Annotated in this window: 14 protein-coding genes; 9 read left to right on the forward strand and 5 right to left on the reverse strand. The window is 40.2% G+C overall.

Annotated elements, in window-relative coordinates:
- Positions 1-124: 124 nt before the first annotated feature.
- The 4 genes from ACFSGI_RS21370 to ACFSGI_RS21385 all read left to right on the forward strand — a co-directional run bounded on the left by ACFSGI_RS21370 (position 125) and on the right by ACFSGI_RS21385 (position 3,690).
- Entirely contained in the window at positions 125-1,912 is a 1,788-nt protein-coding gene (locus ACFSGI_RS21370) for a DEAD/DEAH box helicase (RefSeq protein WP_204826218.1), read from the forward strand.
- 140 nt (positions 1,913-2,052) lie between these two features.
- The gene (locus tag ACFSGI_RS21375; protein ID WP_204826219.1) at positions 2,053-2,478 is read left to right on the forward strand and encodes a DMT family transporter; all 426 of its coding nucleotides are present in this window, start codon (positions 2,053-2,055) and stop codon (positions 2,476-2,478) included.
- Positions 2,479-2,500: 22 nt separating this feature from the next.
- Entirely contained in the window at positions 2,501-3,202 is a 702-nt protein-coding gene (locus tag ACFSGI_RS21380; RefSeq protein WP_204826331.1) for a Crp/Fnr family transcriptional regulator, read from the forward strand.
- A gap of 32 nt (positions 3,203-3,234) precedes the next feature.
- Positions 3,235-3,690 (forward strand): DMT family transporter, encoded by a 456-nt coding sequence (locus ACFSGI_RS21385; protein ID WP_204826332.1) that lies wholly within the window; start codon positions 3,235-3,237, stop codon positions 3,688-3,690.
- A 96-nt stretch (positions 3,691-3,786) separates the two neighbouring features.
- Here the strand turns inward: ACFSGI_RS21385 and ACFSGI_RS21390 are convergent, their stop codons facing one another.
- The 4 genes from ACFSGI_RS21390 to ACFSGI_RS21405 all read right to left on the reverse strand — a co-directional run bounded on the left by ACFSGI_RS21390 (position 3,787) and on the right by ACFSGI_RS21405 (position 8,477).
- A complete protein-coding gene (locus tag ACFSGI_RS21390; RefSeq protein WP_204826220.1) occupies positions 3,787-4,017 on the reverse strand; it encodes a hypothetical protein in 231 nt (76 codons plus the stop codon).
- Between the two features lies 1 nt (position 4,018).
- A complete protein-coding gene (locus ACFSGI_RS21395; protein WP_204826221.1) occupies positions 4,019-4,744 on the reverse strand; it encodes a hypothetical protein in 726 nt (241 codons plus the stop codon).
- Positions 4,745-4,939: 195 nt separating this feature from the next.
- On the reverse strand, positions 4,940-6,748 hold the full coding sequence (locus tag ACFSGI_RS21400; RefSeq protein ID WP_204826222.1) for an ABC transporter ATP-binding protein: 1,809 nt from the start codon (positions 6,746-6,748) through the stop codon (positions 4,940-4,942).
- Positions 6,741-8,477 carry an ABC transporter ATP-binding protein gene (locus ACFSGI_RS21405; protein ID WP_204826223.1) on the reverse strand — a complete coding sequence of 579 codons (1,737 nt, stop codon included), beginning with the start codon at positions 8,475-8,477 and terminating at the stop codon, positions 6,741-6,743. The genes ACFSGI_RS21400 and ACFSGI_RS21405 overlap by 8 nt, the downstream gene beginning before the upstream one ends.
- Before the next feature lie 215 nt (positions 8,478-8,692).
- On the opposite strand from ACFSGI_RS21405, the gene glsA reads away from it, so the two are divergent.
- The 4 genes from glsA to ACFSGI_RS21425 all read left to right on the forward strand — a co-directional run bounded on the left by glsA (position 8,693) and on the right by ACFSGI_RS21425 (position 12,980).
- The gene (gene glsA, locus ACFSGI_RS21410) at positions 8,693-9,634 is read left to right on the forward strand and encodes a glutaminase A (protein WP_204826224.1); all 942 of its coding nucleotides are present in this window, start codon (positions 8,693-8,695) and stop codon (positions 9,632-9,634) included.
- 245 nt (positions 9,635-9,879) lie between these two features.
- Positions 9,880-10,935, forward strand: a complete 1,056-nt coding sequence (locus ACFSGI_RS21415; RefSeq protein ID WP_204826225.1) for a FecCD family ABC transporter permease — start codon at positions 9,880-9,882, stop codon at positions 10,933-10,935.
- An 8-nt stretch (positions 10,936-10,943) separates the two neighbouring features.
- Positions 10,944-11,957, forward strand: a complete 1,014-nt coding sequence (locus ACFSGI_RS21420; RefSeq protein WP_204826333.1) for a FecCD family ABC transporter permease — start codon at positions 10,944-10,946, stop codon at positions 11,955-11,957.
- 159 nt (positions 11,958-12,116) lie between these two features.
- Positions 12,117-12,980: an ABC transporter ATP-binding protein gene (locus tag ACFSGI_RS21425; protein ID WP_204826226.1), complete on the forward strand. Its 864-nt coding sequence runs from the start codon at positions 12,117-12,119 to the stop codon at positions 12,978-12,980.
- A gap of 172 nt (positions 12,981-13,152) precedes the next feature.
- Here the strand turns inward: ACFSGI_RS21425 and ACFSGI_RS21430 are convergent, their stop codons facing one another.
- Positions 13,153-13,809 (reverse strand): pyridoxine/pyridoxamine 5'-phosphate oxidase, encoded by a 657-nt coding sequence (locus tag ACFSGI_RS21430; protein WP_204826227.1) that lies wholly within the window; start codon positions 13,807-13,809, stop codon positions 13,153-13,155.
- 398 nt (positions 13,810-14,207) lie between these two features.
- Between ACFSGI_RS21430 and ACFSGI_RS21435 the strand changes: the two genes are divergently transcribed.
- On the forward strand, positions 14,208-15,569 hold the full coding sequence (locus ACFSGI_RS21435; RefSeq protein WP_204826228.1) for an FAD-dependent oxidoreductase: 1,362 nt from the start codon (positions 14,208-14,210) through the stop codon (positions 15,567-15,569).
- Positions 15,570-15,588 lie beyond the last annotated feature (19 nt).

Consider the following 15,588-nt stretch of genomic DNA (forward strand, 5'->3'; position numbering starts at 1 on the left):
TGGCATACTACGGACTTTTAAATGACGTTATAGATGTAAGCATCGGTATCTACCGGTGCTTCTTTTTACGAGAGCATTTTTTGAAATGCTGCTGAATAAAGATCACAAGAATGGGTGAATAGAGTTGAAAAATTTTAATGAGTTCGGCATCTCGCCGAATGTCGTAGAGCTTATGGCTTCCAGTGGAATCACACAGCCTACCGAAGTACAGCAGATGTCGATTCCGGGATTACTTAAAGGCGGAGACGCTATCGTTCAAGCCAAAACAGGTACAGGTAAAACGTTAGCGTTTTTACTACCTATTTTTGAAAAGTTAAACTTGAACGCCGTTGGAGCACCTCAAGCGCTGATTATAGCACCAACACGTGAGTTGGCTCTACAGATTGCAACGGAAGCAAACAAATTAGCCGCTGCTTATGAAGGTGTACGTATTCTAGCCGCTTATGGTGGACAAGATGTAGAACGTCAGCTACGTAAGCTTGAAGGTGGATGTCACCTTGTTGTTGGTACGCCGGGTCGTCTGATTGATCATATGGGTAGAGGAACACTGGATCTAACGAAAATTCGTACACTGGTACTGGATGAAGCGGATCAAATGCTACACATGGGATTTTTACCTGATGTTGAAAAAATGATCAATGCTACTTCTCCAGCACGTCAAACGATGCTATTTTCTGCAACAATTCCTGACGGTATTCGTCGTCTATCTGCGCAATATATGCGTACACCAAAAGATATTCGTGTAGGCCCTGCTGAAAGTGTACCGTTGAAATTAATTCGTCAATTAGTGGTGGAGTGTACCCCTCGTGGTAAGCTTCCTGCATTACGTGAATATTTAGAAAAAGAAAAGCCGTATCTAGCAGTGATTTTCTGTCGTACCAAAAAACGGGCGGCTGAACTCAATCAACAGCTTAAAGAATTAGGTTATTCTTCCGATGAACTTCATGGCGATTTGTCTCAAAACAAACGTGAGCAAGTAATGCGTGCGTTCCGTGAAGCGAAATTGCAATTATTGGTTGCGACTGATGTAGCGGCTCGTGGTATTGATGTCGAAGGAATTACACATGTATTCAACTATGATATCCCGCAAGATGCTGAATATTATATTCACCGTATCGGACGTACAGGTCGTGCTGGCGAAACAGGGAAAGCTATTACATTTGTAACTCCACATGATCGTGATGAATTGCAAGCAATCGAACAAGGTACTTCACAGAAATTAGAGCGTCAAATTGCTCGTACTTCAATCGAATCGGATGATTCTGGTGAATTGTTATCAAATGTAGAAGCCAAAGCAGGCAGACGCGCTAATCATAAATCTCGTGATCAAGATCGCAAAAAAGATGGTAAACGTGGAGATGCACGTCGTGGTGCTTACCGCGAAGAATCTTCAGGTGGACGTTCAGGCGGTCGTGGTCGTTCTTCTTCTACTTCAGAGCGTGATCGTTTTGCAAGTAAAGGTGGCACAGGTAAACGTGGAGAACGCAGAGAATCTACACCTTCTGCACGTACTACTGCTCGTCCAGAAGCAAAAGAGCAAAGTGCTCGCAGTGAGCGCCCGGAACGTAGTTATGGTCGTAAAGATCAAGCACGTTCAGGTAGTGGTTCTGCTCCAAGACCAACTCGTCGTACCGATGAAGCTCCTTCTTTCCGCAGAGATGCTTCTAAAGGTCGTACGATTTCCGCAGGCGATTCAGATCGCAAACGCGAATACGGTGGAGCTGGAAGTAACAGCAACGCTGGTGGACGTCGTAGCGAAGGTACAGGTAGTGCTCGCACAGAACGTACGTATGGCAAAAATAGTGGTAGTAACGGTGGACGCAACAACCGTCCTTCTACAGGGAAACCTAGTAGTGGTGGTCGTTCTTCAGGTCGTCCGTCAGATAATGCACGTCGTGGTGGCAAACGTTAATAGTGATATCTTATCCCCTTTGAAAGTAAAGGGGATTTTTTATGAGAAGGTTTAGGACATATGTCCTTTATCTTGAAGAGGAAGATCGTTTTTAATAAGAGTACAAGGAAATGTCTAAACCATAAGGAGAATTAGCAACGATGAAAGGAATCTTATTTGCTTTACTAGGAGGAGCTTGTATTACGTTACAAGGGGTAGCGAATACACGTATCAGTCAAGATATTGGAACATGGCAAGCCGCTACGATTACGCAGTTAACAGGCTTTATTATCGCTGCACTGATCTGGTTGTTTGTACGTGATGGTAAGCTTGGCGATTACAAAAAAGTCAAACCCCTTTACCTAGCAGGTGGTGGATTTGCTGCGATTATTATTTTTACTGAAGTTACCGCGATCCAGCAGATTGGAGTTACATTAACGATCTCAGCGCTGTTGATTGCTCAGTTGTGCTTAACATTTATAATCGATATTAATGGTTGGTTCGGTGTCGTAAAGCAGAAGATGAAGATGCCTCAATTTATAGGGCTGGCGATGATGATTGCAGGCGTGATTATTTTGAAATTCTAATCAAAAAGGTGAATCCATGATAATACATGATATTCAGGATCAAGCGCAGGTAGAGTATTACTGGAATTTACACGATTTGGGAGCGCATATTCCTCAAGTCTTATTTCCTTATCTATCTGTTTTTCATTTGGAACAAGGTGATATTTTGTGTACGCAAGGTGATGATATCGAGCATCTGGATATATTGGTTCATGGAAAAATAAAAATTTATACTACTTCACAAGAAGGCAAGACATTAATTCTTTGCTTCAAAACACCATTAGAATTTATAGGCGATGTTGAGTATATTAACGGCAATGACAAAGTAATCAATACAGTTGAAGCTGTATCTTCTGTCCATTTTCTACGTATCCATCGTAAATGGTTGATCCAGTATGGTCAGGAAGATGTGAAGTTGTTGCAATTTTTGCTACAAATGATGACCCGTAAATTTTATAACAGTTCTAACTATTCTCGCTTTAATCTAATGTATCCGGTAGAAATTCGATTAGCTAGTTATATGCTATCTGTAGCTTGTGATGAAGATCCGGCAGATTGTTATGAAGAATTGCGTATTTCCAGTCTGGTCGATGTAGCGAATCTGATCGGCACGAGTTATCGACATTTGAACCGTGTAATTCAGAAGTTAGTTCGTGATGGATTGGTCAAGCGAACATCAGAGTATCTAGTGATCCAGAATCGAGCAGGGTTAGAAGCATTAGCAGGGCATAATATTTATGAGTAATAACAGATCACAAAGGTAGGAGACATGACATGATATTATTTGGTATTCTTTTGGCGGCAATAGCAGGAGCATTGGTAAGTATGCAGACTGTATTTAATAATAAAGTCAATGAACGAACAGGTTCGTGGACAACAACGATGTTAGTATTATTTATGGGATTTGTTGCTTCTTTGCTAGCAAGTCTGATTTTTGAAGGGAAAAATACATTTACTCTTCAGCATGTACAATTATGGTACTGGTTCAGTGGAATGATCGGTGTCGGTGTTGTGTTCTGTCTAGTGCAAGGAATGAGACGATTAGGCCCTACATACGCGATCTCGATCGTACTGACTGCACAGCTTGGAACAGCATTATTGTGGGATTCACTGGGCTGGTTAGGCTTAGAGAAGATTCCGTTTACCCCGGCTAAATTAATCGGAGTTCTAGTGATTATTGGTGGCATACTGGTATTCAAATTCGGTGGACGTAAAGAAACTCCAAATATGTAATCTAATTAAATACTTGCTATGATTTTTTTTAAAATTATATATGTTTATTAAGATAAGAAAAGACAAATCGATTTGTCTTTTCTTATCTTAAAAATTTTATCCAATTAATTCTCCTAAATCATCCAAATCACGTGAAATATTAATAATAATAGTAAAGTCCGATTCTTCGTCCGATTTAAAAATTTCTATCAATTGATGTATTTCAACATAATCGTTTTCATATTGTCTTTGACTACGAACAATTTCTCTAAGGGTATCTGCCATGGAAGTATTTTCCCAATTAGCAACTGTTAGGTCTATATAAGTCTGGAATTTTTGTATATTCATCTTAAAATCCTAAAGGAAACTGAGTGCTCTTGGCAGAGTTATTTTGATTGATGATTACTCGATGATCTCTAGTTGATGTATCTTTAGTACTTATATTGTCATTGAAACGTTTTGCGTAAGTGGTGGTGGTAACTCCACTTAAATCAGTTTGAGACCATTTGTTATCATAGTCATGCATTGTACTTTCTCTTAATTTCTTAACGTCTACATCTTTTCCATATTGAGTTTTACTCGATGTTGACTTCACCGTCGGATCATACTTATGACGGTCATATGCATGCTGATTAATAAAACTAGCTCTATTTGTTCCTCCGTTAAGCTTATAAGGAACTGTATTTGTTTTGACTGGTTTTGTTGGTTTTGTTGGTTTACCAGGTTTTCTTTTTTGCTCTTCAATTCCTTGGTTAGGAATATTTAATCCTATAGAAGGACTTGAAATAATATTTGTTATATTTTTATTAATATCTGTAGTAATAGTTAAATTAGTACTAGTTTCAAAACCATATTCATCTCTAGAAGTATATGTAACTTGTGTCACTGTATTTTCTATTAATGTACTTTGTATTTCTTTTAAACCATATAATTCTATTTTTTGTTGTATGTTTTCTGTGGCCTGTGTTGTAGCAGATAGTGCATTTTCTGTACTTGAAGCTTGCACTACAGTGGGGGTTGCTATAGATATTGCTGTTACTGTACTTAAAATAATAGTATTCCATTTCTTTTTCATTTTTGATACCTCCAAATATTTTTTGAAATTAACCTTTAATAACTTAACATTCAAATAATACTAATGCAAATAACAGTAAAAAAATACATATGTAAGGTTAGTTTGATTTTTCAGGTGAGCTTATATGATTTTAATCAAAATTCTTTCCATTAAAATCATATAAGCTAATAAAAAAGATTTTATTGTATATTTATATTACACCACACGATTGAATTGGCTTTGATACAGATCATGATAGAATCCACCTGCTTGCAGTAACTCATCATGAGTTCCACGCTCTACGACTTCGCCGCTCTGGATCACGAGAATCTGATCGGCTTCACGTATAGTGCTCAGTCGATGAGCAATCACAAAGCTAGTACGTCCTTGCATTAACTGTTTCATCGCTGTCTGAATATGCATTTCTGTACGTGTATCAACACTACTTGTAGCTTCATCCAGAATCAGAACCGATGGATTAGCAAGAATCGCACGCGCTATCGTTAACAATTGGCGTTGTCCTTGACTTAGATTGCTTCCATCGGCAGAGAGAAGCGAATCATACCCTTCCGGTAATTTGTGAATAAAAGAATGAGCATTCGCCAGCTTCGCCGCTTCTTCAATCTCCTGATCAGTTGCTTCAAGTCGTCCATACCGAATATTATCGCGTACAGTACCGGAAAATAAATAAGCATCTTGCAATACAATCCCGATTCGACTACGCAAGTTTTCTTTATCCAGTAAACGAATATCTTCACCATCGATTGTAATCATACCGCTATCAATTTCATAGAAACGGGTAAGCAGATTAATAATTGTTGTTTTTCCTGCTCCTGTAGGGCCCACAAGCGCAATCGTCTGTCCAGGCTTAGCTGTTAAAGAAACATCTCGTAAAATCGGTGATCCTTCTTTGTAGCTAAATTGGACATGATCAAAAATGACTTCACCATGTACTTGAGCAGGGAGTTGATGTACAGCTATTTTCTCATCTTCTGTACTTTCAGGGCGTTCATCCAATACTTCAAAAACTCGTTCTGCTCCAGCAATAGCCGATTGCAGTAGATTGAATTGATTTGCCAGTTCATTGATCGGACGACTGAATTGCTTGGAGTAACTAAGAAAACTGACGATCACACCGACACTGGTCAACCCTTGCAAAAATAACCATCCACCAGACAAAGCAATCAACGCATAACTGATATTGTTCACCAAGTTCATCACTGGTCCCATATTACCAGACCAGCTCTGTGCACGAATACTGGCATGAAGTAGTCGATTGTTAATCTCTTTAAATTCGGTTAGACTGCGAGATTCCTGAACATAGGCTTTAACAACCTTTTGACCGGATACCGTTTCTTCAATATATCCATTGAGTCCGCCTAATTCTTTTTGTTGTGCTCCAAAATAACGACGGGTATGACGGGTGATCAAGCGTGTGAGCCAGAACATAATAGGTACAGTCACCAGTGTCACCAACGTTAACCAAATATTCAGCAATACCATAATCGTGAGCGTACCCATAAGAGTAAGAGCACTGGTCATAATCTGTACAACACTTTGATTGAGTGTAGTCGTTACATTTTCAATATCATTTGTCGATCGACTCATAAGATCCCCGCTGCTATGTGTATCGAAAAAGCGTAACGGCAAGTCATGTAAGTGTTTGAAAAGATCGCGTCTAATTTGAAATACCGTTTGCTGAGAAACAGCAGTCATAATATAAGCTTGTATCCAACTGGTCAGACTAGAGATCACATATAAAGCTAGCAACCATACACACAGCTGGGCTAAACCTGTATAATTACCCGTTAAAATGTATCGGTCAAAAGCTACTGTGCCGAGCAAATAGGGAGTAATCAGATTGAAAGCTGTTCCTAATAACGTCAATATAAAAACAAGCAATAGACCTTTGCGTTGTTGACGTAAATAATCCCAGAGACGGCGTACAGTTCCTTTAGCATTTTTGGCTTTGACAGGAGCGCTATTTGATCGCCCGGCTCGACCAGGCATCATCGGATTACCCATGAGCTTCGACCTCCTGTCCTAATTGCGAACGATATATTTCTTGATAAGTTACGCTATGTTTGATCAAGTAAGCATGATCGCCACGATCGATAATTTTGCCATCTTCCATAATTAATATCAGGTCAGCATCCAGTACAGAAGTGATGCGCTGTGCAATAATCAAGCGTGTACTGGAAGACAATCGTTCTTCAAGCGCTTTTTGGATCAACGCTTCTGTACGCAGATCGACAGCGCTGGTGCTATCATCCATGATAAGAAGTGGAGGCTGAATCAGTAAAGCACGTGCAATCGAAAGACGCTGTTTTTGACCTCCTGATAGATTGACTCCCCGTTGTCCGAGTAACGTATCATATCCTTCAGGCAGTTTCTCTATAAATTCGTGCGCTTGTGCCGCTTTAGCTGCTGATTCTACTTCTGCTTGAGAAGCATGAGGTCTACCGTAACGAATATTATCGCGAATACTACCGCTAAACAACAATGCTTGTTGCAACACAATTCCTATCGAACTTCGTAGTTGATCTAGATTCCACTGTTGTACATTCACATCTTGCACCAACACAGCGCCAGCGGTGACATCATACATACGCGGAATCAGATGAACAAGGCTAGACTTCCCTGCACCGGTAGCTCCTAGAATCGCAATCGTCTGTCCTGCTGTAGCCACAAAGCTAATTTGATCCAATACCGCAGGAGAATCATCATCATAAGCGAAAGAAACATCGCGAAATTCAAGTTTCCCTACTTGCTCTGGATCAGGTGTGATTGCTTGATCCGGAGCATTTATATCAGGTTCAGTATGTAACACTTCATTGATTCGTTCTGCTGAAGCAGTAGCTCTAGACACCGACACCAATGTCATACTTAACATCATTAGAGACATTAGTACTTGTGTTGCATAGTTGATAAAAGCAATCAGATCACCGACAGGCAAAGCACCTGTTTTGGTCAGTCCACCACCGAACCAGAGAACAGCCACTATACAGACATCCATAATTAACATCATAATCGGCCCAATTAGAGCGACTACCCGATTGGCTTTGATCGCTATATTCGTATAATCTTGATTGACGACATCATATCGTTTATTTTCATGGATAGCCCGTACAAAAGCTTTGATCACTCGAATACCTGCCAGATTTTCTTGAGTGACTGTATTCACCTGATCTAATTCCGCTTGTACCCGGCTGAAAATAGGAAAAGCAGTTCGCATAATCCATATCAATGTAATCAGCAAAATAGGCATAGCAATCAACAAAATAATCGCTAATTTAAAACTAATCGTAAATGCCATAATCAAACTACCGATAGATAATAGAGGGGAACGTACTAACATTCGCAAAGCCATTAACACTAAATTTTGCAATTGCACAACATCGTTTGTGAGACGTGTAATTAAAGAACCCGAGGAAAAGTGGTCTAGATTATGAAAAGAAAAGCGCTGAATATGTTGGAACAGCTCTGCTCGAATATCTGCTCCAAAATGCTGAGAAGCGATACTGGCATAGATCGTACAACCGATGCCGCCTAACATCCCGATCAAAGAGAGTCCAATCATCAACAATCCGGTCTGCTGAATATGTCCAAGATCACCTTGCATGATGCCTTGATCAACAATGCTAGCGACTAATTTGGGTTGCATTAAGTCCATGATCACTTCGACCATCATTAATAAAGGAGCAAGTAGTGCGGCGGTACGGTAAGGCTTTAAATATTTTAGTAAAGCAATCATAGATCCACCTTCTATCTTCAAATATGTAAGCGTCAAACACACATATGTTTATGTTAACGTATATGCAGATTATTCGTAAAGCATCGATTAGACAGCAGTATAATTTCAATGAAGATTAGTATAAGATGGTGTAGAAAATAAATTCGAAATCATGAGATGAAAATACACACTCATTGAATATAGAAAATAAGTATAGATTTGAAGGAGGATTGTCGATGAGTCAAGAACAAATGGAACGATTAAAAACATTATTGCCCGATTGGTTAGAAACAAGTCGTCTGCATACCAGTCAGGGAAAGGTAGCTTCTTATATTCCAGAGCTTGCCAAATCTTCACAAGATGCATTAGGGATTTTTATCGCAGATTCGCAAGGGAAAGTGATCTCAGCAGGCGATTGCGGAATTCCTTTTACCATGCAAAGTATATCTAAAGTGTTTACTTTAATACTGGCACTAATGGATCATGGAGAAGAAGCTGTATTCTTTAATGTAGGAAAAGAACCTACGGGTGATGATTTTGATTCAATGATCAAATTAGAACTGGTAGAGCCAGGGATTCCGTTTAATCCGTTGATTAATGCAGGAGCAATCACTGTATCTTCATTAATCTCCGGTGAGAATCCGCAAGAAAAGTCAGAGCGTGTGCTGCAATTTTTCCGCAAGCTCGCAGCGAATGACAAAATCGATTACAATCTGGCAGTCTATGAATCAGAGACGGAATCCGGTCATTTGAATCGTTCACTGGCTTATTTCCTCAAGCAAAATGGGATTATCAAAGATCCGGTAGATGATGTACTAGAAGTGTATTTCCGTCATTGTTCGATCGAAGTCAATTGTGCCGATCTGGCACGGATGGCATTAGTACTTGCTTTTGACGGGGTAGATCCTTGTTCTGGTGAAGAATTGATTCCCCGCCGTTATGTACAGATCGCTAAAACATTTATGATTACTTGCGGAATGTATAACGCTTCTGGCGAATTTGCAATCGATGTAGGTCTGCCTGCCAAAAGTGGAGTATCCGGCGGAATCTTAACGATGGTTCCCGGACAGTATGGAATCGGATTAGTAGGGCCTTCGCTGAACAAAAGAGGCAATAGTATCGCAGGTGTGCATTTATTGGAACGTTTATCTAAAGAGTTCGATTGGAGCTTGTTTTAAACGGATAAGTTGAGATGAAATAAAGTATATTTAGAATTTGCTTATCTAATTCAGTAGAAAAAGAATAATAGTCTATCGTTCAAAACGTCTAAATCCTCTAAAAACAGAGAAATTTAGGCGTTTTTTTGTGATAAGTGTTGACAAATGATAATGATTATCAGTATCTTTAAACATATGCAATTATTACTTTTATAACAACGACTATAAATGAAACAATAGATTTTGATGTAGAAAGAGGCTTGCTTATGAATCGCAGCAATGTTGTGAAAGGCAGACAGACCTCACCTAAAGAGCAGATATGGTCGCGTCCTTACACAGCAATTTCGATCATCATCGGTGGGCTTGTCCTGTTGATATTAGGTTGTGCATTTTCTATCGCCAAAGGCAGTAAAGATATTCCGCTTGAAGAAGTCTGGCAAGCATTAGTTGCTTTTAATCCTTCAAATAGTGATCATCAGATCATATGGGAACTTCGCTTACCACGCACGATTGCAGGTGCTCTGGTTGGAGCGGCTTTTGCTGTATCTGGCGCACTAATGCAAGGAATGACACGTAATCCGATTGCAGACCCGGGATTACTAGGGGTCAATGCAGGAGCAGGATTTGTATTAGCTCTTTGTTTTGCTTTTTTTCCGGGGCTGTCATTTAATCAGTTAATTCTGTTTTCTTTTGCTGGCGCTGCTCTTGGTGTAGGACTGGTCTACGGGATCGGATCACTTGCCAAAGGTGGGCTCAGTCCCGTACGTCTAGCATTAGCAGGATCAGCAGTAGCTGCTTTATTAGTCGCATTATCGGAAGGAATTGCTTTATATTTTCGGATTTCACAAGATATAGCGTTCTGGTATGCCGGTGGTGTAGCAGGGGTTACATGGTCGCAGGTGAATATCTTATGGCCGTGGATACTTTTAGCACTGATTGGTTCTTTATTTCTTTCTCGTTCGATAACGATTCTCAATTTAGGGGATGATGTTGCTTCTGGATTGGGACAACGTACCGCATTAGTGCGTTTGGGCGCTGTACTGTCTGTAATGGTGTTAGCAGGAGCTTCTGTATCGACAGTAGGAGCTGTCGGCTTTCTAGGTTTGATGATTCCTCATGCCGCGCGTGCGATGGTGGGTGTCGATTACAAATGGGTGATTCCTACGTCTGCGATTCTAGGTGCATTGTTGATGGTATTTGCAGATACGATCGGACGACTGAGTAATCCTCCTCATGAAACGCCGGTTAGTGCGTTGATCGCTGTGATTGGCGTACCTTACTTCTTCTATATTATTCGGAAGAAAGTGAGGGATAATCTGTGAATCAAGCGATGTTTCACCGCAAACGCACGATACGTACGACTATTACATTAATTGTATTAGCACTAATCGCTTTTGGCGTGTTGTTGCTAAGTATGAATACAGGATTTAGTAAAATGTCTCCACTCGATGTATTACGTACGTTATTTGGAGGCGGAACACCCAAGCAACATTTGATTTTATTTGAATTTCGCTTACCACGGATTGTGATTGCTCTATTGGTTGGAATTGGCTTGGCGATAGCAGGAGCAATTCTGCAAGGAGTATCTCGCAATGGATTAGCAGATCCGGGGATTCTTGGTATTAACTCGGGAGCAGGATTAGCAGTCGTATTATATGTAGTGACTAATCCGCAACGCGAATCTACTTCGCCGATGTTATTGCCTTTTCTAGCATTAATCGGAGCATTTGCAGCAGCGATTATTATTTATCTGATGGCATACAAACGTCATAAAGGGATATCGTCTGCACGTCTGGTCTTATCAGGTATAGCACTTGCCGCCGGCATTAACGCATTAATGATTGTACTTACGATTCGATTAGACCCGAATGAATTTAACTTTATTGCAACCTGGCAAGCCGGAAGTATCTGGGGAAGTAGCTGGAAATTTGTAATTACTTTATTACCATGGTTAATCGTACTGATACCTATAGCTTTGTGGAAAGCAAGACAATTGGATGTGTTTTCTTTAGGAGATGACACAGCGACAGGGCTTGGTTCACATCTCAATATACAGCGCATGATATTGTTGGTCGTTGCGGTAGCGATTAGCGCGGCTTGTGTAGCAGTGAGTGGCGGAATTGGATTTATCGGTCTACTCGGCCCGCATATTGCTCGTCGTCTGGTTGGCCCTCGTTATGAACATGTGATTCCGGTATCCGCACTGATCGGCGCGGTACTGTTGCTAACAGCGGATATGGTTGGTCGGTCGTTGTTACAGAATTCTGAAATTCCCGCAGGGGTAATGGTCGCTATTATCGGCGCACCCTACTTCTTATACTTATTGGCACGTTCCAAAGCCTAACAGTAAGTGATATCGCGTAATACTTCCAAGCAAAATATAAAATTAACAAGTTGTGTCGCTGTTGCTAATGATTAATCTTGATCGTGTAGTCTAAGATTGAAAATACAGAGTGGAGTCAGGTGTATTGTGCATCGGGTTCACTGAAAAGGGTGGATAACAATGGTTCGTTTAATGACGTCTAAGCTTGATATTGCATATGAAGATCGGTTGATTGTAGAAGACTTGAGTGTACAGATTCCTCAAGGACAGATTACAGCATTAGTCGGAGCCAACGGTTCAGGCAAATCAACGATTCTGAAAACGATGGCACGTATTATGCAACCCAAATCGGGAGCAGTATTACTGGACGGCAAATCGATCCACAAACAATCTACTCGTGAAATTGCCAAACAATTAGCCATTTTGCCTCAGAATCCGACAGCACCTGAAGGATTGACGGTCACTGAATTGGTATCATATGGACGTTTCCCGTATCAAAAAGGATTCGGTTCGATGAAAGCAGAAGATAAAGCGATGGTTGAATGGGCTATCGAAGCGACAGGTATGGTAGACTTCTATGATCGTCCAATCGATCAGTTATCCGGTGGTCAGCGTCAACGTGCATGGATCGCGATGGCACTTGCGCAAGATACCGATATTTTATTTTTGGATGAGCCGACGACCTTTTTAGATATGGCGCATCAGTTGGAAGTACTGCAATTGTTAGAAAAGCTGAATGCTGACTCTCAACGCACGATTGTGATGGTTGTACATGATCTGAATCATGCTTCCCGTTATGCTCATCATATGATTGCGATCAAAAATGGTAAAGCTGTAGCAGAAGGAACACCAGTAGAAGTCGTTTCTTGCGATGTGCTTCGCAACGTATTTGGTATCGAAGCAGATATCGTAACAGATCCTCGCAGTGGCGTGCCTTTGTGTCTGCCTTATGCACTGGAAGGTCATATTGCTGAAGCAGTGCAACAAGAACAACAGGTCAATCAAGTGCGTCATCAACATTCAATGCGTATGGCACACAACTAATATACATTAAATAATAATAGATACATCTAATCGGTAGTTTTCTTCTTTTAAAAGGAGAGAACTACCGATATTTTGATTCCAAATAAAAAAAGCAAAATCGGATATAAATGATTTTGCTTTTACAATAGAAGCTGAGATAAAGAGAATTTTACTGAAAAAAATTATGATCTCTTTAAGGCCACAACTGCTGATGTGTCCATTGTCCATCATGGAGCAGATACTGATAACGTGTATGTTTGCGATCAGTATCAGCTTGCCAGAATTCGATCTGTTGCGCATGAACAGCAAATAGTCGCCAATTGGGTGTAACGATATCAGGATCTTGGTCGATCTTTTGCTCTTGAATAGCGATCGAACGTTCCAATTCTTCTTCACTTGCTAAAGGTTGGCTTTGATGTTCGGTCATAGCTACAGCGCGTGCAATCGGGGAACGTCTTCTTAAATCGATCGCTCCTGCTTCTAGTCCCATATCTTCGGCTACACCCCGAATACGAATCTGTCTACCTAACTCTGGCCAATAGAATGTTAATGCTACCTTTGGATTGTGCTGGATATGTTGACCTTTTTGACTTTCTAATCCGGTTGCAAAATAAAAAGAATCGTCTTTGGCTTCTTTGATAATCAGTACTCGTGCATCTGGAAAACCATCAGAATCTACAGTAGAAATCGTCATTGCATGAGGTTCTTTAACTTTCATTTCGATCGCTAATTTCATCCAATCTAAAAAGAGTTCAGTCGGATTCTCCGGTAATGATTGAGTATCCCAGGTAGGGAAAGGGCCAGATAAAGCTTTCAAACCACGCAAGATATTGCTTGATTGTGTACTCATTTTACCAACCACCTTTATATAATTTGTTCTCACTATAACATAAACAATGTAGAGCAAATAAACGCGATGATCAAACATACCATATAAGAAACATATTCTTATATAACTTTGTGAAAATATGAACAAATTGCGAACTTATCGTAAACCCCTTGTAATGTGATAAAAATCACAATATAATAGCAATACAAGGTGAATTAATTCACAACATAAAAAAAACAAAAAACACCATATTAAAAAATAGAACAGTCAACCAGAAGATGGGCAGATAGAGAAACCACACACTTCTCTTACTCCTAACCATTTAATTCACCTGAATGTTACTTGTCGGATATTCAGCTCAGACTGTACAACATTGGATAAAAATTATAAAAATATAGATTTATCAGGAGGAAGAAACCATGAAAGTAGCTGTTATAGGATGTACTCACGCAGGAACTGCCGCTGTTGTTAATACCGCTAAATTATACCCGGATGCTGAGATCACTGTGTATGAACGTAACGATAATATCTCATTCTTATCTTGTGGGATTGCGTTATATGTAGGTGGAGTAGTGAATGATCCAGACGGACTGTTTTACTCTTCTCCAGATCAATTAGCTGATCTAGGTGTAACGACTAAAATGTTGCATGAAGTCACAGCGATAGATACCGATAACAAAACATTACAAGCTCGTGACCTGACTACAGGTATTGAACTAACAGATACGTACGACAAATTAATTATGACTACTGGTTCTTGGCCCATCGTTCCTAAATTTGAAGGTATCGAACTGGATAACATTTTACTTTGCAAAAACTACAATCACTCCAATACCATTATTGAAAAAGCACAGCATGCTAAAAATATCGTTGTTGTAGGTGCAGGTTATATCGGTGTGGAACTGGTTGAAGCGTTCCAAATGAATGGCAAACAAGTGACTTTGATCGATGCAGAAGAACGTATTTTGAGCAAATATCTTGACCCTGAATTTACAGACCGTACAGAAGCTTCTCTACAAGAGCATGGCATCGAACTTGCGCTATCTGAGAAAGTGGTAAAATTCACAGGTGAACATGGTAAAGTTACCAATGTCGTTACGGACAAAGCAACACATGAAGCAGATATGGTTATCTTGTGTATCGGTTTCCGTCCGAATACTGAATTGCTTAAAGGGCAAGTCGATATGCTAGTTAACGGTGCGATCCTGGTCGATAAATATATGCAAACAAGCAAAAAAGATGTGTTCGCTGCTGGAGATAGCTGTGCGATCTTCTACAACCCAACAGGCAAACATGCCTATATTCCGTTAGCTACGAATGCAGTACGTATGGGTACACTGGTTGCACGTAACCTTGTTCAACCTACGAATGAATATATGGGTACTCAAGGCACATCCGGTATCAAAATTTATGAAGATAATATTGCAGGTACAGGGATGACCGAGACAGCCGCTCGTGAAGCAGGCTTGAATGTAGAAACAAGCACGATGCACGATCATTACCGTCCAGAATTTATGCCGACACATGAGACTGTTACATTGAAAGTGGTATATGAAAAAGAAACACGTCGCATCTTAGGCGCACAATTGATGTCCAAAGTCGATTTAACTCAATCGATTAATACGATCTCTGTCTGTATCCAAAATCAAATGACAGTCGATCAACTGGCCTTTATCGACTTCTTCTTCCAACCACATTACAACAAACCTTGGAACTACTTGAATACTGTAGGTTTGCAAGCATTAGCACCGATTCAGACACAACAAGAAGTTCACGCTTAATTGAACTAACACTCAATCA

The organism is Paenibacillus nicotianae (assembly GCF_042681745.1).
Classification (GTDB): Bacteria; Bacillota; Bacilli; order Paenibacillales; family Paenibacillaceae; genus Saccharibacillus; species Saccharibacillus nicotianae.

Excerpts from the sequence above, each read along its gene's own strand:
- ACFSGI_RS21415 (WP_204826225.1), top strand. The coding sequence starts at position 9,880 with ATGAATCGCAGCAATGTTGTGAAAGGCAGACAGACCTCACCTAAAGAG.
- ACFSGI_RS21420 (WP_204826333.1), top strand. The coding sequence starts at position 10,944 with ATGTTTCACCGCAAACGCACGATACGTACGACTATTACATTAATTGTA.
- glsA (WP_204826224.1), top strand. The coding sequence starts at position 8,693 with ATGAGTCAAGAACAAATGGAACGATTAAAAACATTATTGCCCGATTGG.
- ACFSGI_RS21395 (WP_204826221.1), bottom strand. The coding sequence starts at position 4,744 with ATGAAAAAGAAATGGAATACTATTATTTTAAGTACAGTAACAGCAATA.
- ACFSGI_RS21390 (WP_204826220.1), bottom strand. The coding sequence starts at position 4,017 with ATGAATATACAAAAATTCCAGACTTATATAGACCTAACAGTTGCTAAT.
- ACFSGI_RS21425 (WP_204826226.1), top strand. The coding sequence starts at position 12,117 with ATGGTTCGTTTAATGACGTCTAAGCTTGATATTGCATATGAAGATCGG.
- ACFSGI_RS21400 (WP_204826222.1), bottom strand. The coding sequence starts at position 6,748 with ATGGGTAATCCGATGATGCCTGGTCGAGCCGGGCGATCAAATAGCGCT.
- ACFSGI_RS21375 (WP_204826219.1), top strand. The coding sequence starts at position 2,053 with ATGAAAGGAATCTTATTTGCTTTACTAGGAGGAGCTTGTATTACGTTA.
- ACFSGI_RS21435 (WP_204826228.1), top strand. The coding sequence starts at position 14,208 with ATGAAAGTAGCTGTTATAGGATGTACTCACGCAGGAACTGCCGCTGTT.
- ACFSGI_RS21430 (WP_204826227.1), bottom strand. The coding sequence starts at position 13,809 with ATGAGTACACAATCAAGCAATATCTTGCGTGGTTTGAAAGCTTTATCT.
- ACFSGI_RS21405 (WP_204826223.1), bottom strand. The coding sequence starts at position 8,477 with ATGATTGCTTTACTAAAATATTTAAAGCCTTACCGTACCGCCGCACTA.